At 39.3% G+C, this 24,555-nt stretch carries 26 protein-coding genes; 19 read left to right on the top strand and 7 right to left on the bottom strand.

The window, feature by feature from the left end; all coding sequences use genetic code 11:
• Positions 1 to 16 precede the first annotated feature (16 nt).
• Both SAE01_RS15220 and SAE01_RS15215 read right to left on the bottom strand, forming a co-directional pair.
• Positions 17 to 1,333, bottom strand: coding sequence for a MutS-related protein (locus tag SAE01_RS15220; protein ID WP_147204644.1), 1,317 nt, complete (start codon positions 1,331 to 1,333; stop codon positions 17 to 19).
• A 62-nt stretch (positions 1,334 to 1,395) separates the two neighbouring features.
• Positions 1,396 to 2,733 (bottom strand): dihydroorotase, encoded by a 1,338-nt coding sequence (locus SAE01_RS15215; protein WP_147204643.1) that lies wholly within the window; start codon positions 2,731 to 2,733, stop codon positions 1,396 to 1,398.
• A 29-nt stretch (positions 2,734 to 2,762) separates the two neighbouring features.
• Here SAE01_RS15215 and SAE01_RS15210 point away from each other — a divergent pair, with 29 nt between their 5' ends.
• Positions 2,763 to 4,448: a capsule assembly Wzi family protein gene (locus tag SAE01_RS15210; protein ID WP_147204642.1), complete on the top strand. Its 1,686-nt coding sequence runs from the start codon at positions 2,763 to 2,765 to the stop codon at positions 4,446 to 4,448.
• A gap of 244 nt (positions 4,449 to 4,692) precedes the next feature.
• Here the strand turns inward: SAE01_RS15210 and porT are convergent, their stop codons facing one another.
• The 4 genes from porT to SAE01_RS15190 all read right to left on the bottom strand — a co-directional run bounded on the left by porT (position 4,693) and on the right by SAE01_RS15190 (position 7,144).
• Entirely contained in the window at positions 4,693 to 5,442 is a 750-nt protein-coding gene (gene porT, locus SAE01_RS15205) for a type IX secretion/gliding motility protein PorT/SprT (protein WP_147204641.1), read from the bottom strand.
• A 194-nt stretch (positions 5,443 to 5,636) separates the two neighbouring features.
• Positions 5,637 to 6,380, bottom strand: coding sequence for a bifunctional demethylmenaquinone methyltransferase/2-methoxy-6-polyprenyl-1,4-benzoquinol methylase UbiE (ubiE, locus tag SAE01_RS15200; protein WP_147204640.1), 744 nt, complete (start codon positions 6,378 to 6,380; stop codon positions 5,637 to 5,639).
• A gap of 70 nt (positions 6,381 to 6,450) precedes the next feature.
• On the bottom strand, positions 6,451 to 6,789 hold the full coding sequence (locus SAE01_RS15195; protein WP_147204639.1) for a hypothetical protein: 339 nt from the start codon (positions 6,787 to 6,789) through the stop codon (positions 6,451 to 6,453).
• The gene (locus tag SAE01_RS15190) at positions 6,779 to 7,144 is read right to left on the bottom strand and encodes a phage holin family protein (protein ID WP_147204638.1); all 366 of its coding nucleotides are present in this window, start codon (positions 7,142 to 7,144) and stop codon (positions 6,779 to 6,781) included. The genes SAE01_RS15195 and SAE01_RS15190 overlap by 11 nt, the downstream gene beginning before the upstream one ends.
• 147 nt (positions 7,145 to 7,291) lie before the next feature.
• Here SAE01_RS15190 and SAE01_RS15185 point away from each other — a divergent pair, with 147 nt between their 5' ends.
• The 18 genes from SAE01_RS15185 (at position 7,292) to yidD (ending at position 23,906) form a co-directional block, all read left to right on the top strand.
• The gene (locus SAE01_RS15185) at positions 7,292 to 8,458 is read left to right on the top strand and encodes a hypothetical protein (protein ID WP_147204637.1); all 1,167 of its coding nucleotides are present in this window, start codon (positions 7,292 to 7,294) and stop codon (positions 8,456 to 8,458) included.
• 303 nt (positions 8,459 to 8,761) lie between these two features.
• Complete coding sequence (locus tag SAE01_RS15180; protein ID WP_147204636.1) at positions 8,762 to 9,886, top strand: glycosyltransferase family 4 protein; 1,125 nt, start codon at positions 8,762 to 8,764, stop codon at positions 9,884 to 9,886.
• 68 nt (positions 9,887 to 9,954) lie between these two features.
• Complete coding sequence (gene gldC / locus SAE01_RS15175; RefSeq protein ID WP_147204635.1) at positions 9,955 to 10,305, top strand: gliding motility protein GldC; 351 nt, start codon at positions 9,955 to 9,957, stop codon at positions 10,303 to 10,305.
• Positions 10,306 to 10,368: 63 nt separating this feature from the next.
• Entirely contained in the window at positions 10,369 to 10,821 is a 453-nt protein-coding gene (locus SAE01_RS15170) for a GatB/YqeY domain-containing protein (protein WP_147204634.1), read from the top strand.
• Between the two features lie 56 nt (positions 10,822 to 10,877).
• On the top strand, positions 10,878 to 11,411 hold the full coding sequence (locus tag SAE01_RS15165) for a CvpA family protein (protein ID WP_147204633.1): 534 nt from the start codon (positions 10,878 to 10,880) through the stop codon (positions 11,409 to 11,411).
• Positions 11,412 to 11,558: 147 nt separating this feature from the next.
• Positions 11,559 to 12,338 (top strand): alpha/beta fold hydrolase, encoded by a 780-nt coding sequence (locus tag SAE01_RS15160; RefSeq protein ID WP_147204632.1) that lies wholly within the window; start codon positions 11,559 to 11,561, stop codon positions 12,336 to 12,338.
• A gap of 35 nt (positions 12,339 to 12,373) precedes the next feature.
• Positions 12,374 to 13,033, top strand: coding sequence for a CBS domain-containing protein (locus tag SAE01_RS15155; RefSeq protein ID WP_147204631.1), 660 nt, complete (start codon positions 12,374 to 12,376; stop codon positions 13,031 to 13,033).
• Positions 13,034 to 13,143: 110 nt separating this feature from the next.
• Positions 13,144 to 14,598 carry a POTRA domain-containing protein gene (locus SAE01_RS15150; RefSeq protein ID WP_147204630.1) on the top strand — a complete coding sequence of 485 codons (1,455 nt, stop codon included), beginning with the start codon at positions 13,144 to 13,146 and terminating at the stop codon, positions 14,596 to 14,598.
• Positions 14,599 to 14,812: 214 nt separating this feature from the next.
• Positions 14,813 to 15,694: an NAD kinase gene (locus SAE01_RS15145; protein ID WP_147204629.1), complete on the top strand. Its 882-nt coding sequence runs from the start codon at positions 14,813 to 14,815 to the stop codon at positions 15,692 to 15,694.
• A 60-nt stretch (positions 15,695 to 15,754) separates the two neighbouring features.
• Positions 15,755 to 16,597, top strand: a complete 843-nt coding sequence (porG, locus tag SAE01_RS15140; RefSeq protein WP_147204628.1) for a type IX secretion system protein PorG — start codon at positions 15,755 to 15,757, stop codon at positions 16,595 to 16,597.
• A gap of 285 nt (positions 16,598 to 16,882) precedes the next feature.
• The gene (gene uppS / locus SAE01_RS15135; RefSeq protein ID WP_147204627.1) at positions 16,883 to 17,635 is read left to right on the top strand and encodes an undecaprenyl pyrophosphate synthase; all 753 of its coding nucleotides are present in this window, start codon (positions 16,883 to 16,885) and stop codon (positions 17,633 to 17,635) included.
• A gap of 153 nt (positions 17,636 to 17,788) precedes the next feature.
• The gene (locus SAE01_RS15130) at positions 17,789 to 20,533 is read left to right on the top strand and encodes a BamA/OMP85 family outer membrane protein (RefSeq protein WP_147204626.1); all 2,745 of its coding nucleotides are present in this window, start codon (positions 17,789 to 17,791) and stop codon (positions 20,531 to 20,533) included.
• A gap of 31 nt (positions 20,534 to 20,564) precedes the next feature.
• A complete protein-coding gene (locus SAE01_RS15125; RefSeq protein ID WP_147204625.1) occupies positions 20,565 to 21,080 on the top strand; it encodes an OmpH/Skp family outer membrane protein in 516 nt (171 codons plus the stop codon).
• Between the two features lie 113 nt (positions 21,081 to 21,193).
• Entirely contained in the window at positions 21,194 to 21,847 is a 654-nt protein-coding gene (locus SAE01_RS15120) for an OmpH family outer membrane protein (RefSeq protein ID WP_147204624.1), read from the top strand.
• Positions 21,848 to 21,916: 69 nt separating this feature from the next.
• Complete coding sequence (gene murI / locus SAE01_RS15115; RefSeq protein WP_147204623.1) at positions 21,917 to 22,747, top strand: glutamate racemase; 831 nt, start codon at positions 21,917 to 21,919, stop codon at positions 22,745 to 22,747.
• A gap of 299 nt (positions 22,748 to 23,046) precedes the next feature.
• The gene (gene rpmH / locus SAE01_RS15110; RefSeq protein WP_147204622.1) at positions 23,047 to 23,202 is read left to right on the top strand and encodes a 50S ribosomal protein L34; all 156 of its coding nucleotides are present in this window, start codon (positions 23,047 to 23,049) and stop codon (positions 23,200 to 23,202) included.
• 63 nt (positions 23,203 to 23,265) lie between these two features.
• Positions 23,266 to 23,679: a ribonuclease P protein component gene (gene rnpA / locus SAE01_RS15105; RefSeq protein WP_307725116.1), complete on the top strand. Its 414-nt coding sequence runs from the start codon at positions 23,266 to 23,268 to the stop codon at positions 23,677 to 23,679.
• Complete coding sequence (gene yidD, locus SAE01_RS15100) at positions 23,676 to 23,906, top strand: membrane protein insertion efficiency factor YidD (protein WP_147204620.1); 231 nt, start codon at positions 23,676 to 23,678, stop codon at positions 23,904 to 23,906. Before rnpA ends, yidD begins: the two co-directional genes overlap by 4 nt.
• Positions 23,907 to 23,924: 18 nt before the next feature.
• Here the strand turns inward: yidD and SAE01_RS15095 are convergent, their stop codons facing one another.
• Entirely contained in the window at positions 23,925 to 24,521 is a 597-nt protein-coding gene (locus SAE01_RS15095; RefSeq protein WP_147204619.1) for a hypothetical protein, read from the bottom strand.
• Positions 24,522 to 24,555: the final 34 nt, after the last annotated feature.

Raw genomic sequence — 24,555 nt, 5'->3', positions numbered from 1 at the left:
ATGATCGCGGGAGAGATTATAACTCATGAAGCATCTTAACGACCCCTTCTCTTTTCAAAATAAGATATCCTAAGCGGTCATTGCTGATGCCTTCCTTGAGGTGATAACTAAATATGAGCTGATCTTCCTCTATCCGCGTCTCAAAGAAGTAAAATTTGATATTGGAATATTGCTTGAGGGCTTCGCCGATCTCATATAAGTGAGTAGAGAGGACAAACAGCGTATTTTTCATTTTTCTCAAACCTTCGATAACTGCTGTACTGCATTTCATTGCATCCTGAACGTTTGTACCTTTAAAAAGCTCGTCAATTAAAATCAGCCAGTTACGACCATCATTGATTTTGACAATGGTTTTTTTAATTCTTTGTACCTCATTGAAAAAGTAGCTTTCCCCGCGTGAAATGTTGTCTTCTACTTGGATGTTACTCAATAAACCATCAAAAAGACTCAGCTCAAGTTTTTCGGCAGGCACTCCCATACCCACATGAGCTAAATAAACAGATACGCCCACTGCTTTTATAAAGGTGCTTTTGCCAGCCATATTAGCACCTGTTAAAAACAGAAAGTTTCCCTGCTGGTTAAGTTGAACGTCATAAGCTACAGGGGTACGAACCAACGGGTGGTATAAATTTTTCGCCTCAATAAAGGGCGAGTTCATCACCTTAATCTCAGGAAAATGAAACTCGAATTTTTTGCTCGCCAGGGCCATGCTTCGGTATGCGTCCAGCTGACTGTAGATCTCTATCAGATCGAAAGCATTCTGTTTAAATCGGTAAAGTAAAAAATGACCGAAATTAAGATTATCAGCAGTGGAAAGTTTTTGTTGAATATTCCATTCCATCATCTCTTTAACCACCGCATTATTCGTTAAAATCTTTATCCTTTCTATTATCTTCTGCAACAGCTTCGGCGTATTTGGGATATCGAAACATTCTATAAGTTGCTTACAACCGGTAAGAAAGTTAATAAAATGAGTAACCGAGAATTTTATTAAAGCATAGTCTTGCGCTCTAACAATTCTGTAATAAATACTATTGACAGGATTAGTTTCTTTTGGTACTTGCTCTATTTGGGAGTCATAATATTTCTGAACGACCATCACTGTACCATTGGATATCATGGAGGGCCACTTGTCTTCATGATCAATAATCAGTTTGAGCGTTTGTTGTGTTTCCTGAATTTTTTCAAGATCTGAGTACGGGTTTGCAAGGAAGTGTCTAAACCATTCTCTTCCACCGATAGTAGTTGTTAAGTCTAAATAGTGAAAAACAGATTGTTCTTCTTCGTTATGGAAAATGGCTAAATCGTGAATAGTCGTCTTGTCTGCTTGCATGTGTTTCAAAGTTTCCGCTCTTGTTGCTGCCTATTTTGTTAATGGTCGCCTGTTGAACGTAATTATCTATCAAATTTCATTCTCATTCCTTTGATAGACTCATTCCATACTCCCTTTCCACAAACTAAGTTCCCATTTATGAAAGTGTGAGTAATAGTAGCTGGAAAGGCGGTTCCCTCCAAGGGACTCCAGCCACATTTGTACAAGATATTTTCTTTGTTGACTTCTGAAACTGTGTCCATATCAACCATTACAAGATCTGCGAAGTAACCTTCTCTGATATAACCCCTGTTTTCTACCTGGTAACAGTCAGCCACTGCATGGCTCATTTTCTCAACTACTTTTTCCAACGTAATTTTTCCTTCTTGCACATATTTCAACATTAGCAGTAACGAATGTTGCACAAGGGGAAGACCAGCGTGCGCCTTTTCGTAAGGTTCATTTTTTTCGTCCCAAGTGTGAGGGGCATGATCTGTGGCTATTACATCCAGCTTGTTATCAAGCAACGCTTGCCATAAGGCTTGCTTGTTATGTTCCGCTTTTATAGCAGGATTGCACTTTATCAGGTTCCCTAGATTTTTGTAGTCATTACTTGTAAAATGCAGGTGATGTACACACACTTCAGCTGTAATTCTTTTTTCTTTTAATGGCAGCATATTGCTAAATAGCTGCAATTCTCTTTCTGTGCTAATATGAAGAATGTGTAGGCGGGTATCAAACTTTTTGGCCAGCTGAACAGCTCGAAAGGAAGACTCAAAGCAGGCCTCTTCGTCTCTTATAAGCGGGTGATCCGCAGGTTCAAGTGTTTCTTTCTGCTGTTTAATTTTTTGAAGATTTCTTTTGATCGTAGCCTCATCTTCACAGTGTGTTGCAATTAACAGTTCAACTCCTCCAAAAATTTTCTCAAGTACCAAAGGATTATCAACTAACAAGTTGCCGGTTGAAGAACCCATGAACACCTTCACTCCGCAGACATCTTTCTTTTTATTGTTTGTTTGTAAAACCTCCTCTAAATTATCGTTACCTGTACCCATGTAGAAGGAGTAGTTGGCAAGTGATGACGTAGCCGCAATACTGTATTTCTGCTCAAGCAGCTCATGTGTAAAAACCGGTGGAACGGTGTTCGGCATTTCCATAAAACTTGTTACACCCCCCGCCACCGCTGCTTTTGACTCCGAATATATCGTTGCTTTATGGGTTAAACCCGGCTCTCTAAAGTGAACCTGGTCATCTATTGCTCCGGGCAATAAATGCTTACCATTTCCGTTTATCTCGGTAACGTTTTCCTTAACTGATATGTTGCGATCGATTTTATGTATCACCCTATCTTTAATAAAAACATCACCGACCAAAGTTTTACCTTCGTTCACAATCTGTATATCCTTTATTAAATAATCCATAGTAGATATTTTATCCAAAACCCGTTTTCATGCAAATTATTAAATCCGTTCGCATACTTGTTTTTTTCTTGAGTCCTCTCATAGCCTCTTCGCAAAGTTCTTACATCCCTCTTGGAACAAAAGATTACCAAATGTTGGATCGCCTCGAAATAAAAACAGGAAATGTAAACCTGATGCATTCGACCGTAAAACCGTTTAACCGCCGCCTCACAACCCACGAGGTTGAGAACATCGACAGCTTAGTTGCTGCGGGAGATCCCTCAACAAAAAGCCTTACTGAGATTGATCAATACAACATGCAACGTTTTTTGATGAATAACAGTGAATGGTCAAAACCGAGGGAGAGTTACAACAGTAAAAAACCCTTTCTTAAAAGTTTCTATAAAACAAAAGGCAATTTTTTTGAGATCAATACGCCTGACTTTTTCCTCGCCTTCAATCCGGTTATACAGTATCAGCAGATGGTCGAAAAGGGAAATTCTCAAAACCTTTTTTACAATAGCAGGGGTGCGAGTATTCGTGGTATGATCAGTAAAAAAGTCGCTTTTGATTTATACATCACAGACAACCAGGAAAGAGACCCGCTGTATGTGCAGGATTGGATACGCAGAAACACCGCCGTTCCTGGTGCCAGGTATTATAAGAATTTTAAAGCTGCGGGTGGTTATGATTATTTTGATAACAGGGGTTCTGTAAGTATTAATGCTACCAAGTATATCGATATACAATTGGGCTACGATAAAAACTTTATAGGAGATGGACACCGCAGCTTACTACTAAGCGATTTCTCGGGAAATGCTTTATTCTTAAAATTCAATACCCGGATTTGGAAATTCAATTACGAGAATTTGTTCATGGAGTTGATTCCAAATTATCGAAGGGCAAGCGGTGACTACGTGCTTCCGAGGAAGTATTTTAGGATGAACTACTTAACCTTCAATGCGACAAAATGGTTAAATGTAGGCGTGTTCGACGCTGTTGTTTTTGGAAGACAAGATCATTTTGACTTTCAGTACATCGTGCCGGTCATGTTTCTCCGTCCGGCAGAATCTGATATCGGAAGTGGCGACAAGGCAAAACTTGGACTCACCGCAAAAGCAAACATCAAGAAGAAGCTACAAGTTTATGGACAATTTGTTTTGGATGAGTTTGTCTTAAAGCAAGTAGTAAAAAACAATGGTTTTTGGGCTAACAAATATGGATATCAATTGGGCGTTAAGTACCCTGATGCATTTGGAGTTAAGAATTTAGACTTGCAAGTAGAGTCAAACAGGGTAAGACCATTTACCTATACTCATAATGATAGTATTGGCAATTATACACATTACAATCAACCTTTGGCCCATCCACTGGGTGCTAACTTCCAGGAGTATATTGGCATTTTAAAATATCAGCCTTTAAATAAGTTATACCTACAGGCTAAAGCAATTTATTATTACCAGGGGTTAGACTCTGCCGGCATTAATTTCGGCAGTAACATCAATGCTGGCTATAATACAAGGACAAGAGATTTCGGATATTTTGTTGGTGATGGTAATAAGGTGAAGTCTATGAATATAAATCTTCTCGCCTCGTATGAATTAAAGGAAAACTTGTTTGTTGACGCTAACCTGCAACGTAGAACTTACAACAGAGCTGTAGGAGGCAATACTTCTGCTACCATATTTTCATTTGGAGTAAGGTGGAATATGGCCAGAAGGAATTTTGATTTTTAGAAAATAATAGGTTTTAAATTATACCAATCCGGCTTCAGATCTTATTCTGATTGCCGGATTTTTATTTATTGGCTAGCAGGAAATTGGGGTGGACACTTAATATTCCTTAAGTGGGGAACCCGAAGTGGATAGATACTTTAAAGCTTTTTTAAAGCCTTTGCTTAAAGAAGATAAAATGTACAATAGTGCGACGCAACCTGAGACGATAAGAAATTCTGCGGCCTGGTAACAATACAAGAATCTACTAATCTTCGAGAATAATTGAAAAAACCAGCATACGCGATTGTAGCTTATCGAGCACGCTACTGAATTTTAAATTAGGATCGCGGCTATGAATGTTAGACAAACCATTGCTGATCTTTAACTCAGGGGAAAAAGTTACGTATTTGAAAAAGAAATTGAAGCCAACCCCGGCTTCTATACCAAAGTCGTTCTTATTCAGTTTTACCAGGTCTTCAGCGTTTCTCGCCTGGGAATTACTAGAAAGATCCATGTCATATTTTACACCTCCCAACAGATACGTTCGAAAATTGCCAATACGATCGCTATTAAATTTTACCTGGAAGGGAAAACTAACAATTGTTGATGGAAGGGTCTTCTTCTCTATGGCTTTCTCGTCGTACAATGGATATTTTAAACCGTAAGTAAAGTACTTAGCTCCTCCAATAATTAACTGCGGGTTTGCCCTAAATGAAAACCGGGAGGATAAGCGAAATGTTCCAACCAAACCTAAAGCAATGCCGCCACTGCTACCGGGCTCAACCGATAGAACGCTGTCGTTTTGAAGAAATGTCGGGTGTTTTGAAGGATGGAGTGTCGAAGAATTATAACTGATAGAGAGGCCGAAGTAATAAGGCCAGTCATCGTGATTGGGCCTGTTTTCTTCTCTCTCCTGGCTAAATACACCGGAAGAAATAAAGCTGATAAAAACAACCAGTAGGATTGTCTTGCCTGAAAAATATATACAATTGAAAATCCCCTTTAAATCTAACATTTACTTTTTTGTTATTCTGTCAATCATCTGTTAGGTAGATTTTCTGCTTATATTTTTCTTTTAATTTTTAGGGCAATTTACTTGGGTTTTTTGAAGCTTCCTAATTGCCCGTTTAAAGAAGTGTTAATAGTAAAACGAATAAAGACGACAATAATTGTTGCGATGTTGCCAGGCCTATGTCGAAAAGGTTCATACTATTTACTGCCACAGTAAATGGTGCAAATACCAAGTGTAAGTATCTTAGAATAGGTGGAGGTATAGCCTACTCCTTTTAAAATGTCAATGAACTGCTCACCCTCGGGAAACCTTTGAACCGAGTCATTTAAATACTGATACGCGTCTTTGTTTTTTGCAATCAGTTTTCCAAAACCTGGGGCAATTGTATTCATGTATAAGTTGTACACACCTTTAAACAAAAACTGTTTGGGTCTTGAAAATTCGAGCACAACGAGTCTGCCACCTGGTCTAAGTACCCGCAACATTTCGCTTAAACCCTTCTCGAGGTTCTGGTAATTTCTTACACCAAAGGCTACAGTAATGGCATCAAAACTATTGTCGGGAAAAGCAATTGTTTCGCTATCACCTTTTAGTAGTTCTATCTTATTTTTCAGTCCAAGCTTTTCGATTTTTTGTCGCCCTATTTCCAGCATTCCTTCCGAGATATCTATCCCGGTAATTTTTGTTGGCTGCAATATTTTCTCGGTAAGAATTGCTACGTCTCCCGTGCCGGTAGCAACATCGAGTATAATTTGTGGGTGTAGTGGCTGTAGTTGCCTGATGGCTTTTTTTCGCCAGCTAACATCTATTCCGGCAGATAAAAAGCGATTTAAAAAATCGTAGCGGAAAGCAATTTTATCAAACATGGCTGCGACCTGTTGTTTTTTGCTTTGGTCGCTTTCCTTAAAGGGAACAATGGTGTCGTGTGCATATTTCGCCATAGGTGGCGAAGATACTGTATTACGTTTCGTCGGTTTTATTCGTGCAGTTTTTTAACAGCTTGGTACTCTTTTACTTCTTGATAGCTTTAAACAAATTAAACCCTTTTTTCAAAATAGAGAGAACAGCAGACGGTCGCTTAGCGCCGTAAGTAAGCAGGTTTCCCTGGTTTCCGGGAGGGGCAAAAAAACCGTTGATTAATTTCTTCCCGCCGTTTAGAGCAGCATCGGTAATCTTTCCCCGTAAAATTTTCGGTATAAATGTATTGACCCCGGCAGCAGCAAGTTCACCCGGTAGTTCATACATCTTCATCCGTAATTCGTGTTCTTCTTCTACTATTCTTTGCATTACCACTTGCTGTTCTTTTTGTAATGCTTTCAAAGAATTTACGTGAGATAAATTATACTTCATTAGACCAGGTTTCTTTTTTATCGAAAGAAAATTTTATGATAGAGTCAATAATTAATTTGCCCGTGTATTTCTTATGAACGAATACCAGCACGAAAATCAGTAGTACATATATGCCGGCAAGTATGGCAAACCCCCCGGGATAGCTGTCTACTGCCTGGGATAAATAGTAACCTGCTATAAAACTTATGATCATAAACAGAATCAGGCTTATAAAGGTGATTACTACGCCAAGAAAAAGTGTTGCCGAAGCTTTTGCAGCCTTTTCCGTCGCCTGCAGTTTTAGCAACAACATGCGGTCATCCACATACTCTTCAACCATATCTTTTACCTCAACAAAAAATCCGTTTTTTTCCATTGGTCGTTTTATTATTCAATATCGTTAGCAATAATTAAACCAGATGTTTACTCTTAATCAACCTGTTACAGTATGTTTTCGTAGCATTCTTTCATTTATTTTTATGCTGTTTTCCTTCAAAATTTATTACTACAAAAGGTCGAGTACATGCAAATAACAGAGGTGACGGACAAAAGAACGGAAAAAGAATTTCTCGAAATAAATGTCTTGATGAACAGGCATAACCCAAAATATATTCAGCCACTTGATAACGAAGTAAGGGATGTTTTCGACCCGCAAAAAAATAAGGCTTTTAAAAACGGTACTGCAAAAAGGTGGATTTTAAAAGATAACCAGGGAAGTCTGCTGGGCAGGATAGCAGCATTTGTTAGCAGCAAATACATTAATAAAGGAGATACTTACCCGGTTGGATCGTGCGGTTTTTTTGATTGCATTGATGACCAGTCCGCCGCAAATCTTTTGTTTGATACAGCTAAAGAATGGTTACGGGAAAATGATGTGGAAGCAATGGACGGTCCCGTAAATTTTGGCGAACGTGATAAATGGTGGGGCCTCATGGTCGAAGGTTTTGATGAAGAACCGCTGTACGGCATTTCTTTCAATCCGCGCTATTATGAAAAGTTGTTTGAAGGTTACGGCTTCCAAAATTATTACAACCAGTATTATTATACTTTAGCCGCCTATGGTACCCTGAGCGATAAGTATCGCGAAAGGCACGCGAAGTTTGCTTCTAAACCAGATTATTCTGCGCGTCATGTCGATAAAAGTAACCTTCCGAAATTTGCTAAAGACTTTTCTACGATCTACAACCTTGCTTGGGCACAGCACAATGAAGGCAAAGAGATTAGTACCCAAGCGGCGCTGAAGTTGTTCAATAAGATGAAACCGATCATGGATGAGTCGCTTGTTTGGTTCGCTTATTATAAAGAAGATCCAATTGGTATGTGGGTCAATATTCCAGATCTTAACCAGTACTTTAAATATTTTAAAGGCAAGTTTGGCTGGTGGCAAAAACTTCGTTTGCTGCTGTTGCAAAAAACCAAACCGAGCCGCAAGATTAATGGTGTTGCCTTTGGAATAGTTCCAAAATTTCAAGGGTTAGGGATAGATGCGTTTATGATTTATTCGGGTACTTTGGTAATAAGAAAAGAGGGCAAATACGATCTAATTGAGATGGGTTGGGCGGGCGATTGGAACCCAAGAATGATCGGTATTTACAAAGCCTTAGGTGGAACGCAAAGCCGCCGAATGATCACCTATCGTTACATATTTGATAGATCCAGACCTTTTGAACGACATCCTGTTGTTGGGTAATAAGAGAGTTATTTGGGTTCCGGCATTTGTTCCTTCTGTGTCTTTCGTGGCGACGCTCCGTTCATCATTTGTAATTCTGTTAGTCTTGCAAGCGGAGTTTTGGAGATTGCAGGTCGACAATTGGTTCTTATGTTAGCTCACATTTGCCCTTTTGCTTCGAGTGGGAATTAGCCCAAAAAAGATTGAAAGCTCCAGTGTGCGACGCAACAGCCGCCCGGTTTTGTTCTTCTGCCGGCCCCATAAAAGCAATCCTTTCACCCGCAAATATTAGGTAGATGATAATCGATCCTACCTTTGAACCCTATGCGCATTGCAGTTGATACCAGGTTTCTACATGCCAAGGAAAATCCTGATGTAATGAATTTTACCGCCGAAGTCTTTCATCGTCTTTCTGCAGCGCATCCTGAACATCATTTTCTATTTCTAAACGACACCAAATCGAATGACCAGGCAAGTGCCTCGACAAATGTTGAACAAAAGACAATCCATCCAAAACCGACAAATCTTTTATCTTATAAATGGTGGTACGACGTAAAGCTTCCCTTTGCTCTAAAAAAATATAAGGCTGACTTGTTTGTTGGTACCTACGGCTTCGCTTCCCTGACTACTTCCGTTCCGCAGATCTTAGTTGTCAGAGATCTTGCTTTCCTTAGAAAACAAAACTCTTCTTCTGCAAATGGTTTAAGCTTTTATAGAAGGTTTTTTTCCAGTTTCATAAAAAAGTCAAAAGCTATTGTTACCCTTTCAGATTTTGTGAAGGAAGAACTGGTAACACAGTATAACGTTGATAGGAAAATTATCCAGACCATTGGAAGCGGAACTGCCTCTTCCTTCAAAACGTTCGATTGGGAAGAAAGAGAAGCCGTTAAAGAACAATTTGCTGACGGACATGAATATTTTGTTTTTACCGGCGGCTCATATCTCCGCTCCAATTTTTTAAACGTGTTGAAGGCATTTTCAATTTTTAAAAAATGGCAAAAGACCAGGATGAAACTGCTAATAGCAGGCGGTTTTGATGCAATCGAAAAGGATTTAGAAAAATTACCTTCTTATAAATATCGCGCAGATGTTCTTGTTAAAAGGGACCTGGAACAGGTGGAGCTAGCGAAACTTGTAGCTGCTTCTTACGCGATGATTTTTCCATTGTCTTATGGAGGTTTTCCAGTGCCGGTGTTAGAATCACTAAAATGTGGAGTGCCGGTGATTACCACAAAACATAGCAGCATGAGCGAAGTTGCAGCAGAAGCTGGACTTTACGCAGACCCTAGCAGTCCGGAAGAAATTGCCGAGCAAATGAAAAAAGTCTTTAAAGATGAACGGCTAAGAAACGAGCTTATTGAAGCGGCAAAAATGCGTTCGGAATATTTCAGCTGGGATAAAACCGCTGCGCTTTTGGGGCAAGTCGTAGAGCAGGTTGTTTCCAAATAATCTCCCTTACTTTTGCAAACCGTCATATTTATTTATCATTCACAAGAAAGAACATTAAAAATATACAAATGCCAAAGAGTACTATAACCATCGATGTAGAGTTAGGAGACGACAAGGTGCCGCAACACATTTCGTGGAAAGCCTCGGATAGTACAGCAGATGCTACTCAACGTGCAAAAGCGATGATGATTTCTTTTTGGGATCCTGCAGATAAGACTGCCCTTCGTATTGATCTTTGGACCAAAGAAATGATGGTAGATGAAATGGCAGATTTTTTCTATCAAACTTTTATGACTATGGCTGACACTTATAGTCGCGCTACCAAACAAACTGAACTATCTGAGGACATGAAGTCTTTTGCAAAGAGCTTTTATACCAAATTCAGAGATTCGCAGATGCAGACCAATAAGCTGGGATAGCTGAATTTTCACTACCAGTGCGCTTGCTTTCCATTCATTTTAAACACTTCAATAAATTATACTATGGGCCTCGAACAAAAAATTATGGCTGACATGAAAGATGCCATGAAAGCGAAAGATGAAGCTGCCTTGAGGGGACTGAGAGCTATAAAAGCGGCTATTATCATTGCTAAAACATCAGAAGGAGCAGGGGGAGAATTGAAAGAAGAGGATGAAACGAAATTGCTGCAAAAATTAGTAAAACAACGTCGGGATAGTTTGGAGATATTTCAAAAGCAAAACCGCCCAGACCTTGCACAGAAAGAACAGGAAGAAATAGCGATAATCGAAAAGTTTTTGCCAAAACAAATGACCGAGGAAGAGTTAAAAGCCGGGTTATCAGCAATCATTGCTGAAGTAGGCGCAACGTCTCCGGCAGATATGGGCAAGGTAATGGGTGCAGCTACAAAACAGTTTGCAGGAAAGGCTGATGGAAAAGCGATTTCTGCAGCCGTGAAAGAACTATTGGCGAAGTAATTGTATTTCCAGAAAGCAAAGGAGCACTCAAAAAAGGAATCTTCAATTACCGACGCATGATAATAGACCTGGTTTTCCTGATCATAATAGTGATGGCTATATTTAAAGGAATAAGCAAAGGCTTCATCGTGGCTGTTTTTTCTTTACTTGCTTTTATAATTGGATTAGCCGCGGCGCTGAAGCTATCTGCTGTTGTAGCAGTTCACCTGCAGGAAAAAATGAACATCAGCGGTTACTGGCTTCCTTTCCTGGCCTTTCTAATTGTGTTTATAGGGGTTGTGTTATTAGTAAGGCTGGGGGCTGCAGTTCTGAAAAAAGTGGTAACCGTTGCTTTTTTGGGATGGGCCGATGCGTTGGCAGGAATCATTTTGTACGCGGTTATGTACCTGATGGTTTTTAGTGTGATCTTATTTTTTGCAACCCGTATTCACCTGATTTCTGCTGAAACACAAACAGACTCGCATACGTATTCTTTTATTGAACCTTTTGGGCCTAAAGTGATGAATTTGCTTGGTAAGGCAATTCCTCTTTTTAGTCACATGTTTGCCGACTTAGGGAAGTTTTTTCAAGGTGTTTCGAAAAAAGGGTAGGAGAATATTACCATGATAAACTTTTAAGCTTTTTTTGATGTTAATTAAAAACTACTGATTTTGTTTCCATTACCCAAAGCATTCTTTCATATTATTTGTGTTTATTTGTAGAAATAAGAATGATTTGGCAATCGCCCATACCTGCAGATGAAGTATCAAATAAAACAACAGGACAAATTTAAATTTATAGAGGTAGGTTCCGGTGAACCGCTTGTTCTGCTTCATGGACTTTTTGGAGCATTAAGTAATTTCAGAGACCTTATTGATTATTTCAGCACGAGATTTCGTGTTGTCGTGCCAATGCTGCCATTGTTCGAATTAGATATTTTTCATACTACTGTTGGAGGGCTGGCAAAGTTTGTTCATCGCTTTATTGATGCTCGTGGTTACAACAATGTACATCTCTTAGGCAACTCACTTGGAGGCCACGTTGGTCTCGTCTACATATTAAAACATCCGGAAAAAATAAAGACACTTACGCTTACCGGCAGCTCCGGACTTTTTGAAAGCGGCATGGGCGACAGTTATCCGAAGCGCGGTAACAAAGACTATATTCGCAAAAAAACAGAGCTTACATTTTACGATCCGGCGATGGCTACAGACGAGTTGGTAAATGAAGTTTTTGAGATAACAAATAACCGTATTAAGGTTATCAAAATTATATCCTTAGCCAAGAGTGCTATCCGCAACAACCTGGGCCAGGAGTTAACAAGGATAAAGCAGCCTACTTGTCTTATCTGGGGTAAAAACGATACCATTACTCCCCCTTTCGTTGCTGAAGAGTTTAAAAAATTAATTCCTAATAGTGAACTACATCTTATAGACAAATGTGGGCACGCACCTATGATGGAAGTTCCTGAAGAATTTAACGTAATACTAGATCAGTTTCTAAGCAAGCACCATCAGCCAGTCTCTACCTTGGCTTAGAGTTTGATCATTAAAGAAAAACTGAGGGCGTCTGAATGTTAGCAAATCAATTAATAACCACTCATTATCCTACCGTAGAACCTGATGATAAAATTACTTTAGCATTACAACTGGTTGAGGATTTTGACGTTCTCCATATTGCAGTAGTCGACCATAACAAGTACCTGGGCATAATAAGTAAAGATGATTTACTAGACGCAGACGATACTTCATCCATAAAAGTCGTTTTAAGTGGAATGCTGCAAAAAGCAGTCAGGCCAACCGAACATTTTCTCACCGCTCTAAAATTAGCTGCCCAAAACAATCTTTCTATGGTGCCTGTCGTGAACAACGAACAGGAATGGATGGGGGCAATACCGGCAACCGAATTATTGAAAGCAGCAGCCACATTTACAGGTGCTGAAGAACCAGGCGCTGTGATCATACTCGAAATGGAAAGAAAAAGTTATTCTTTCGGCGAAATCAGCCGCCTTGTAGAAACCAATGACGCCTATATAACCCAGTTCAATACATTCTTTGAAAACGAAACCGGACTTTTAATCGTAACTATTAAAATAAATAAAGTGGAGGTATCAGATATACTTGCCACTTTTCAACGTTATGAATATAGCGTTAGATATTTTATGGGCGAAGAGCAGTATGAAAACGAGCTGAGATATAATTATGATCACCTGATGTCATATCTAAAAATCTAATTTAGCCGTTCCATTGCGGACAAACGGTTTTGTTAATGTCTTTGTACTTTTCATTTTGATAATTCTTCCCTTTTTACATTTACAATACTAAAAACGTTTGCTTACCTGTAATGCGAAACCTGGGCAGAATACTGTTTCTTCTGACGATTCTCTTTTTGTGCACTCACATAAATGGATTCTCGCAACTAATTGAAAAAGCACCTCCTTCACCTGTTGCTGTACATACTCCACCAGTTGACTCCTTTAGTGCGTCGGTAGTAATTTCCGATATTGTATTAACGGGCTTTAAAAAGACAAAACCTTATATCATTCAGCGAGAGGTTGCCTTCAAAAAAGGGCAGACCATTTCCTCAACGGAATTGCCCGACAAGTTGAAGTTGAGCAAGCAACAGCTGATGAATACTTCGCTCTTTGTAGATGTAGATATCAAAGCGGTAAAAATCGATAGTGAACACGTGTTTATCGACATCCATGTAAAAGAGAGATGGTACCTATTTCCTATTCCCTACTTTAGAATTGTAAGCAGAAATTTCAATACGTGGTGGGTAGAGGAGAATCACAGCCTCGATAGGGTAGAGTATGGGCTTAAGTTCATGCAAAACAATGTGAGTGGCAGAAACGATAACTTAAATCTATGGATGGTCGGTGGATATACTCAACAATTTTCGCTACGCTACGATAACCCTAACATTGACAATAAACTTAAAAACGGGATAAATGTTGGTTTCGGATTCAGACGTAATCGCGAATTGAACTATGGAATGGACTCTGCGCGCCCTAACAAAATAGGCTATGTGAAACAGGAAGACCGTTTCTTAATTAACGAAAATTACGTTGATTTTGCCTATACCTATCGCCCGGCTATAAGAACAAGACACACCTTCCGTGCCTCTTATGGAAATATTACTGTTGATGATTCCGTAGTCAAGCTTAATCCAACTTATTTCGCTCATTACGGTACTCATTCGCGCTATTTTGATTTAAGTTATAATCTATCGTATACCAATCTCGATTATGCCCCGTATCCCCTAAAAGGATTTTCCGGCGATGCGGGCCTCAACAAAAGATTCGGTAACGGATCTAACTATTGGCAGTTAAATGGCAGAGGCAATTACAATATCAAACTTTCGCCTACGTCGTATGTACAATTGCAAGCGGCCGGAGTATTGCGTTTTCCTTATCATCAGCCATATATATCAAATAACCTTCTTGGTTCGCCCAGCCTCTATATGCGTGGATTGGAGTACTACGTAATCGAAGGCGTTGCAGGAGGCGTGGCAAGGGCAACTATAAAAAACGAGGTGTTATCATTTAACATCAATAGTCCTTTGAAAAGTAAGACCCACGATAAGATTCCATTTCGTGTTTTTTTGAAGGCCTTTGGTGATCTGGGCTATTCTTACACCCCGAATTATGGAATAAGCAGGCTTAATAATAAGCTACTTCGCACATGGGGTTTTGGTATTGACATCGTTACCTTTTACGATGTGGTGTTGAGGTTCGAGTACAGTTATAATCAGCTTGGAGACAACTCCTTATTTTTTCATACACAAAATGAATGGTAATAAGGTTTAAACCTCCGGATTTACTTTTTGTAAACGTCATTTAATCACTGCCAATCTTTTGTTGCGTCGCACTCTTGTGCTGGATATCTTTGTTCATCGTTGTACAATTTGTTTTGGTTTCCTTCACAACTTATTCATCATTTTCAATGTCTTCATTTTTACGCCTGTCACACTTATTCTGTAATTTTAAAATAATAGGACGTAATTCATTTTAATGAAAGTAGCTATCTACAGCCGCGGTCTCGACCCGGAACAGGAAGTGCAGTTGCTCACTTTACTTGAGGAACTTACCCGCCACCACATCAAAGCTTGCCTTCACAAATCCCTGGTAGGACCACATTCGGCGGTTAACATGCTTCCCGCCTCTTATTCAGTTTTCTCTAAGCACGAGGATTTAGATTCAAGTATCGATTGTATTATTAGCCTTGGCGGCGATGGAACTATGCTTGACTCAGCCTTATTGGTGCGTGATAAAAGAATACCTATAATGGGTATTAATTTCGGTCGTCTTGGTTTTTTAGCAAGTATTAGTAAAGACGAGCTTACACTGGCAGTAGAGGCTCTTGCTAATGGACGTTACGTTACTGAAAAAAGAATCCTTTTACATCTCGATGCGTCTATACCTCTATTTGGCGACGCTCCTTTTGCCTTAAATGAGTTCGCTATTCACAAACGTGATTTTTCTCCGATGATTAAAATTCACACCTATCTCAATGGTGAATTTTTAAATAGTTATTGGGCTGACGGTTTAATTGTCTCAACCCCTACAGGTTCAACAGGCTATAACATGAGCTGCGGAGGTCCGATTGTTTTTCCTGAAAGCGCTTGTTTTGTAATTACGCCTATAGCACCTCATAATCTGAACCTGCGACCAATTGTCATTCCGGATAATAACATTATTAGTTTTGAAGTAGAGGGCCGGGCAGAAGAGTTTATCTGCACAATGGACGCCCGGCGCGAGATTGTAGAGAAAGACATTCAGCTTGCAGTGAAGAAAGAAGAATTCGAAGTTTTGTTGATTGTGCTAAGCGAAAACAGCTTTCTTTCGACTCTTAGAGAAAAGTTAACATGGGGTTTTGACAAAAGAAATAAATAGCTTATTTGAAAATAATACGGTTGATTTGTATTAATTACTACTTACTCAGCACCTATAATTATGAAGCAAATTGCAATTGTGTTTTTCGCCGTTGTTATAAGTCTTAGCAGCCGTGCCCAATCTATGGATAGCTACGTGCAGGAAGGTGAATTTGGTGTAGCCATTGGAGCAGCGCATTATTTCGGAGATCTAAATACCCGCGCATCACTTAATCGCCCAAAGTTTAGTGCCGGCGTTTTTTTTCGTAAGCAATTTGGCAATTACATCGGTTTAAAAGTTGGAGCCAATTATGCTCGTCTTGGTTATTCTGACGTGTACAGTAAAAACGAATTTCAGCAACGCAGAAACCTTAGCTTCAATACTAATCTTTGGGAGTTTGCTGTAAGTGGCGATTTCAATTTCTTCAAGTTCTATCCCGGTATTTCGGGGTTTACTTATACTCCTTATGTTTCTTTAGGGGTAGGCGTGTTCTCTTATGATCCATATGCTTATCTCGATAGCACTAAGTATTTCTTACGCCCTTTAGGTACCGAAGGACAGGGAAGCGCTGCTTATCCTGACCGCAAACCTTATGGATCAATGGCAGTATGTTTTCCTGTAGCGATTGGTTTCAAATACAATGTCAGTCCTGCAATAAATGTTTTCGCTGAAGTTGGTTACCGTTTTACAACCACCGATTACCTGGACGATGTAAGTATGACTTACGCACCTGATGCTTTTGTTACAACGCCAAACGGTCAACCTTCACCTGCCATGTTACTTGCTGACCGCAGTTACGAAACCGGGCCACTTATTGGTGTCAAAGGCAGGCAAAGAGGAAACAGCAGCCAGAAAGACTCTTATGTGATGGCCCATTTTGGGGTATCGTTCAATATCTCTTCTTACCGTTGTCCTAAGCCATAAACTGATTTTAATAGATTTTAAAAAGGCCTGGTTTATGACCAGGTTTTTTTTTGAGTAGATGTGCAGTAGTAACTGTTTGCGCGTTTTATAAAAACAGATCAATAAAGGTTCAAAGTACAAATGTGCGACGCAACGAAGGCGAATAATGCTTTGTCGCTGGAAACCAAAAAAAGAAGTTTTACAAATGCCTTCTTTTACTCAAATGCCTAAATCTTGTATTATAAATGTTTTCTACTTAAACATTTCGTTTTGCTACCTTTGATCACTTAAACAGGGTTTTATAAAATGCAGGATTTGAAAGATAAAATTGACCTTTCTCGTTTGCCAAGGCATATTGCAATTATAATGGATGGCAATGGTCGTTGGGCAAAAGAAAAAGGCGAAGACAGACTTTTTGGCCATTTTCATGGCGTGGAAAGTGTGCGGAATATTGTGGAAGGATGTGCAGAGCTAGGAGTAGGATATCTTACTTTGTATGCCTTTAGCACAGAAAATTGGGATAGGCCAGAAAATGAGGTGAACGGTTTGATGGCGCTCCTGGTAGATACCATACGGCGAGAAGTGGATACTTTGAACAAAAACAACATCAAGCTGCACGTGATTGGTGACATGAATATGTTGCCTAAATATGCGGTCGACGAATTGGAGGAAGCCAGGGAAATGACTAGTCAAAATAGCGGTTTAAACCTGGTTATGGCCCTTAGCTATAGCAGCCGGTGGGAGCTTTTAAATGCGGTTAAAAATATAGCGCTCGATGTGCAGTCAGGAAAGGTAGACCCCCAGTTGATTAATTATGATACGTTAGAAAAATACCTGTGTACCAGCGACTTTCCGGATCCTGAATTAATGATTAGAACCAGTGGAGAATATAGGATTAGCAACTTCCTATTGTACCAGTTAGCTTATGCCGAACTATACTTCACCAATACCCGTTGGCCAGACTTCAGAAAGGATAATCTTTACGAGGCAATACTCGACTTTCAAGGTCGTGAAAGGAGGTTTGGTAAAATCAGCGAACAACTACATGTTACAAGCTGAGTTTAAAAAAATGAGATCGATTTCCTCCCAGACTTATAGTGACTATTTAACAAACACTTTTAAATATTCCCTTTAATTTGCCTCAGATTGGAAAAATCTGTTCCGTAAGCTCCATATAGCCCGGCCTTAAAAACAACCAAATCAAGACTTTTGATGCGTAAAGTTTACAAATTTATTTTACTGTTTATTGCAGCTTCGTGGTTAACCGGCCATGTTTCAGCCCAGGTGATTCCGCCTCCTACAACTGAGCAAGAAAAGCCTGCATCTATTGATGTTAACCTCGAAAATATCTTTAATCAGAAGGTTCCTCATAAATACAAAGTAGCCGCTGTTACAGTTGCCGGCAACCAATATTTCGATGCAGCATTGCTGACCTCTATTGCTAACATAAATGTTGGCGACGAGATTACTATCCCAGGTGGCGACAACTTTTCAAAAGCTATAAATAACCTTTGGAAGCAGAACTATTTTAGCAATGTTGAAATTTATATTACACAACTTCAAGGCTCAAATATTTCTCTTGAGATTGCTGTAACTGAAAGGCCTCGCTTGTCCACTTTTACTTTCAAGGGCATAACAAAAAGCCAGGGTGAAGACCTTACGCCTAAAGTTGGGTTGGTAAGAGGTCGTATCATTACCGAAAATAATCGCAGGTCTGCTGTTGAAGCCATCGAAAAATATTTTGCTGAAAAGGGTTACAGGGGAGTAAAGACAGATATACAGGAAACTAAAGATCCGAAAGCTGACAACTCTGTTATTATGACTCTTGTTGTTACAAAAGGAAATAAGGTAAAGATTAGTGATATAAACTTCACAGGTAATAATGTTCCAGGTTCAAGGCTTGAAAAGCAAATGAAGGGAACTAAGGAAATGACAAGATTAACTGTCCATCCTCCAAAAGATACTCTTGGTGGAGCTATTTCTGGAAATCATCTAACCTTTAGTGATTATCTCCGCCATACTGGTTTTTTGTCTTTCACTCAAACAAAAGAATTACTTGATCCCTACGTTCGGCTAAAGCTGCTTTCTTCTGCGAAGTTTAGCCAGAAGAAGTATGACGAAGACAAAGAAAAGATACTCGAATATTACAATTCTCTTGGATATCGTGATGCTACCATTGTTTCTGACACACAGTACTACAATAGTAAGGGAAACCTAAATATTAAGATTAAAGTTAACGAAGGGCACAAGTATTACTTTGGAAATATCACTTGGAGAGGTAACACAAAATACTCTGATAGTATTTTAGCTACTATCCTTGGAATACAAAAAGGTGACACGTATGACCTTGACCTGTTGAATAAAAAGCTCGGTAAAACAATGTCGCCAGAGGGAGGGGACATTAGTGGACTTTATATGGACGACGGTTATCTGTTCTTCCATTCGGAAGCTGTGGAGTCTGCGGTGTACAACGATACTATTGATCATGAAATAAGAATTGTTGAAGGCCCCCAGGCTACTCTAAAAAATATTCGTATTGCCGGAAACGAGAAAACAAAGGAACACGTTATTCGTCGTGAGCTTAGAACTATTCCTGGAGAGAAATTCAGTCGTTCTGATATTATTCGTTCTACCCGTGAGCTAGCGCAACTGAACTTTTTTAACCAGGAAAAAATTAATCCAGGCGTTGTTCCTAATGCCGAAGATGGAACTGTTGATATAAACTGGACCGTTGAAGAAAAGTCAAGCGACCAATTAGAACTAAGTGCAGGATGGGGTGGTGGTATTGGTTTGACCGGTACATTAGGTGTAACGTTCAACAACTTTTCTATAAATAATATTTTCAGTAAGAAGGCTTGGGATCCTTTACCTACCGGTGATGGACAAAAGCTAAGCGTTCGCTTCCAAAGTAATGGTAAAGCCTTTAGATCTTACAACGTGTCGTTTACTGAACCTTGGTTAGGTGGTAAAAAAAGAAATTCACTAACGGTGAGTCTTTACGATACTAAATATAGAAACGGAATTTATAATGGATACACAGGTTACTATGATTACACTGAGGGAGATTCTTATATAGAGACTTCAGGTGTAGGTATAAGCTTAGGAAAACAGTTGAAATGGCCCGATGACTTTTTTAGCCTTGTAACATCTCTTAACTATACCCGCTATGTATTGAAGGATTACGCAATCTTCCAAGGATTTAGTAATGGAGTTTCTAACAACTTCAACGTGAAAGTTGCGTTGCAAAGATCTTCCGTTAACCAGCCTATATTCCCAAGTAACGGTTCTACCTTTTTGTTGAGCGGCCAGTTTACACCTCCGTATTCTCTATTTGATAAAAACAAGGCAACTTCTAAGAATCCATATGAGTTAGTTGAATACCATAAGTGGAGATTTAATGGAGAATGGTATGTACCTATTGGCAAGCCTTCCGGAGCTGAAAGGAACAAACAATTCGTTTTGAAAGCTGCAGTAAAGTATGGCTACATTGGCAGGTATAATAACAAGTTGGAAATTTCTCCCTTCGAGCGCTTCCAATTAGGCGATGCCGGTTTAAGTAACAACTTTGCTTTGTTAGGATATGATATTATTGCACAGCGCGGCTATCCGGTTTATGAGACGAGCAATCCTAAAGTGAACCCTGATCAACAAAGTGCATCCAGATTTTTCACGATGTTCAATAAGTATACTTTAGAAATGAGGTATCCTTTAAGCCTTAACCCAAGCAGTACAATCTTTGCCCTCGGCTTCTTTGAAGCTGCCAACGGTTGGTACAGTTTCAAAGACTATAATCCATTTAAGTTAAGACGTTCAGTCGGTGTCGGTATGCGTTTCTACTTACCAATGTTTGGCCTTCTTGGATTTGACTATGGTATTGGTTTGGACCGTTACACGCCAGGTGGTGGAATTAAAGATGCTGCCAGGTTTACCTTTATGTTAGGTTACGAACCTGAATAAATTTTTCTTTCAAAAAATAAATTGGCTACATATGAAAAGGCTCTTATTTATTGCGATTGCTGTACTACTTACTTCTGCAACCGTTTCTGCACAGCGGTATGCTATCATCGATACAAAATTTATTTTGGATAAAATGCCGGAATACAAGGATGCAGATAAGAAGTTAGCGCTTGTGAGTGAACAGTGGCAAAAAGAAATTGACGCCAAACAAGGCCAGTTGAACCAGATGTATCGCAATTATGAGGCAGAGCAGTATATGCTAACGGAGGATCTAAAAAAGAAAAGAGAAGATCAGCTTTTCAACTCAGAGAAGGAAATCAGGGACCTTCAAAAGAAGCGTTTTGGCTACGAGGGAGATCTTTTTAAAGAAAGGCAGAAGCTGGTAAAGCCAGTGCAGGATAAGGTTTATAACGCCATCCAGAAAATGGCAGTGAACCGGGGATACGATTTTGTTCTTGACAAAAGTGAAGGGATTACGGTTATATTTGCCGACCCAAAATTAGACAAGAGTGACGAGGTTTTGAAAGAGCTGGGCTTAAAGAGTTAATCTGTTACAATTATTAATAAAAACAAAAAAACAAAGTAACAATCGTCAGCAGGCTGTTTTAAAAGTGACGGCCTTAGTTAAACGTTTGAAACGATTGATTAAAAAAAGAAAAAATGAAAAAAGTTTTGTTCGTTATGTTGGCTTTTGCAGGAATGTTTTTTTCTGCCAACAGTGCTAGTGCTCAGGCAGCAGGAGCAAAGATTGGGGTTTTTGATATTGATATTGCCGTATCAAACATGCCTGGTTACCGCACAGTAGATAGCTTGTTGGGTATTTATCAACAAGACTCACTTCGTGGTGAATATGATTTTGCAGTAAGGGAATATAACCGTCTGGATAGTACTTACAAAGCTGATTCAGCGGCTAAAAAAGCTACAACGGTGTTGAACTATCAGAAAGATCAAAGGTCTCAGATTGCGACCACTATTATTTATTGGCAGCAGATTTCTCAGCAAAAGAGTGAGCAAAGAAGGCAGGAATTGGCAGCTCCTTTATATGAAAGAGTTTTAGGTGCTTATAGTAAAGTATTGCAGGCCAATAATTACCTCGTGGTATTGAAACCTGGTGCTTATGAAATGGGATCTAAAGTGGAAAATGTCTTTGAAAAGGTGTTTAAGGAATTGAAACTTCCTGTGCCTGATCAGTTAAAAAGCCAAGGTCCTCAGGATCAGCAATCAGGTGCTCAACAACCTGGTGCAGCACCTGCAAACCCGCGCGCTGCTGGTGCAGGAACAGGCACACGGCCAACTCCGAAAAAACCAAGCTAAGTAGTAGAATACACTAACACGTTTATAATTGGAACCATGCAATTTTGCATGGTTCTTTTATTTTTGCTTATGATTGAAAGTGGACCAATTGGTGTTTTTGATAGTGGTTATGGCGGATTGACTGTTTTAAAGGAAATAAAGAGGTTATTGCCGCAGTACGATTATTTGTATTTAGGTGATAATGCCCGTGCTCCTTATGGCCCACGTTCATTTGAAACTGTTTATCAATACACCCTTCAGGCTGTTCGCTGGTTTTTTAAACAAGGATGTTCTTTGGTCATTCTTGCGTGTAATACTGCTTCGGCTAAGGCATTAAGAACTATTCAACAAAATGATTTGCCATTGCTGGCACCTGAAAGAAGAGTGTTGGGTGTAATAAGGCCGACGACGGAGCATATTGGCGAGTTAACAAAAAGTGGGAAAGTAGGGATCTTAGGGACCAACGGGACTGTTAAGTCACAGTCTTACCAGATAGAGATTAATAAATTCTATCCCCAAATAGAGGTTTACCAGGAAGCGTGCCCTATGTGGGTTCCGCTAATAGAGAACAATGAATATGAGAATGAAGGTGCAGATTTCTTCATTAAGAAAAATTTGAAAAACGTAATGGAACAGGGTGGGGCGATAGACACAATTTTGCTGGCCTGTACACACTATCCTATAATAAAAAATAGGATTGAGAAGTTTTTGCCTGCTGAAGTACACGTTATTTCGCAGGGAAACATTGTTGCCGAAAGTCTTACAGACTACCTCACTCGTCATCCTGACATAGAAGAAAAGTGTAGAAAAAACGGTAGCACCCTATTTTATACAACTGATACGACTTACGATTTTGATGTTAATGGCTCTAAATTCTACGGTCAGTTCATCCAATCAAAACATGCGAACCTTGAAGAATAGTTTTTTTCACAATACAGACTGCCAATAGTATACATTGCTTTATAAAGCAGTTTTCTTACTTTGAACGATAAACATCAGGTTTTTCATATTTTAGAAAAAGCTGCTAATATCCTTCAAAGTAGCTTATTTAGCTGCTGGCAGTGCTTACGTTAAAACTGAATATTTTATTAAAAAACTTTATATCGCAGTTCTAGTCTTATTAAATTCCCCTACTTTTGCCGTCCTTTCACCATAGCAGTACTTATGGGACGTACCGCTGATGTCTGAAACCTTATTTCTGGCTTAGTAAAAACAAGAAAATGAAACGTACATTCCAACCTCACCGTCGTCGTCGTAAATCTGTTCATGGATTTCGTAAACGTATGGAGTCTGCTAACGGTCGTAAAGTATTAGCGAGCCGTCGTGCGAAAGGTCGTGTGAAACTAACAGTTTCCGACGAAAAGAGATTAAAATAAACCAGTAGTAATTGGTGAGTTTTACATAATTAGCCCTGTCAAAAAGATGGGGCTTTTAGTTTTATAAAATTTATTGTAATCGCTACACGATTTACTTATAACAAAGAAGAGAAGCTTAAAAGTCGAAAACTTATCGAGCATCTGTTTAGCAAGGGGAAGAGCTTTTCTGCTTTTCCTCTCAAAGTTTTGTACGATTTTGTAGATGATAAGGAAACTCCACTACAGGCAGGAGTTACGACAAGCAGCAGGCATTTTAAAAAAGCCGTAGAACGAAATCGTGTAAAGCGGGTAATGAGAGAAGCGTACCGGTTACAAAAAATACCTCTTCAGGAAACGCTGGTACTTAAGCAAAAATCCCTTATTCTATTTTTTATTTACGTCGGAAAAGAATTGCCTGACTTTGCCGACGCGAATAAAAAGATGCAACTAATTTTGCTGAAGCTTTCGAACCTTTTAGACCAGCAAATTGAAAATTGAAAAATATTTCTAAAATAGTAGTTTACCCTTTTATATTGCTGATCAAGTTTTATCAATTAGCTATATCTCCAATATTAGGGCAAAAATGTCGGTACACGCCAACCTGCTCTCATTATGCAAAGGAAGCATTGGAAAAGCACGGCTTTTTTAAAGGGTTTTGGTTAGCTATAAAAAGAATTGTTAGCTGCAATCCATGGGGAGGACAGGGATATGATCCCGTTCCTTAATGGGGCTTGAGGCATTAATTAAATCGTATTTTTCTTCAGTCGCACAATTAAATCTCTCATCTCCGTATTAGTATAAAATTTGTAAATTTCCGGTGCATTACCATCTTTATCAGCCTCGAAGCTTCCAGGAATTTTGGTAAAAGGGCCAAATATTTTTGCTTCAGTATTAGGAGATATTTTTATCAATTGGTTTGGAAGAATAAAATAATTGTGACCACCAAGAGAAATATTGGCTCCTGTAGTTAGCTTGATGAGACTATCGATTTTTACCTTCAATTCTTCCTGCGTCATTGTTCGTCCACCCAAATCTTGTCCTATGTTTTGCTGACTTCCTACGATTGTGTCTGTCTTCAGGTTCAGTATATAAAAACCTTTTTCTTCCGGTATGTTTACCGTTGTCTTGCCAGAGGGAGTAGTTACATTCCATGTAACCGGCTTGTCTCCTTTTATCTCAATCGTTTCTTCAACATAGCTGGAACCGTCGGTCATAGTGATATTGTTTTCCTGCGCATCTATTTTCCCACGTCCCATTACCAATACTTTTTTCGTTACAGGTTCGTTGCAAGCCAAAAAAGTAACTATGCTAAACAAAGCAATCAAGTGGATTCTTTTCATTTTTCTTGTTATTAAAAATAAACCCCGGTAGTAT

This window comes from Segetibacter aerophilus (genome assembly GCF_007991655.1).
Lineage (GTDB): Bacteria > Bacteroidota > Bacteroidia > Chitinophagales > Chitinophagaceae > Segetibacter > Segetibacter aerophilus.
This window is presented reverse-complemented; position numbering and strand designations above follow the sequence as displayed.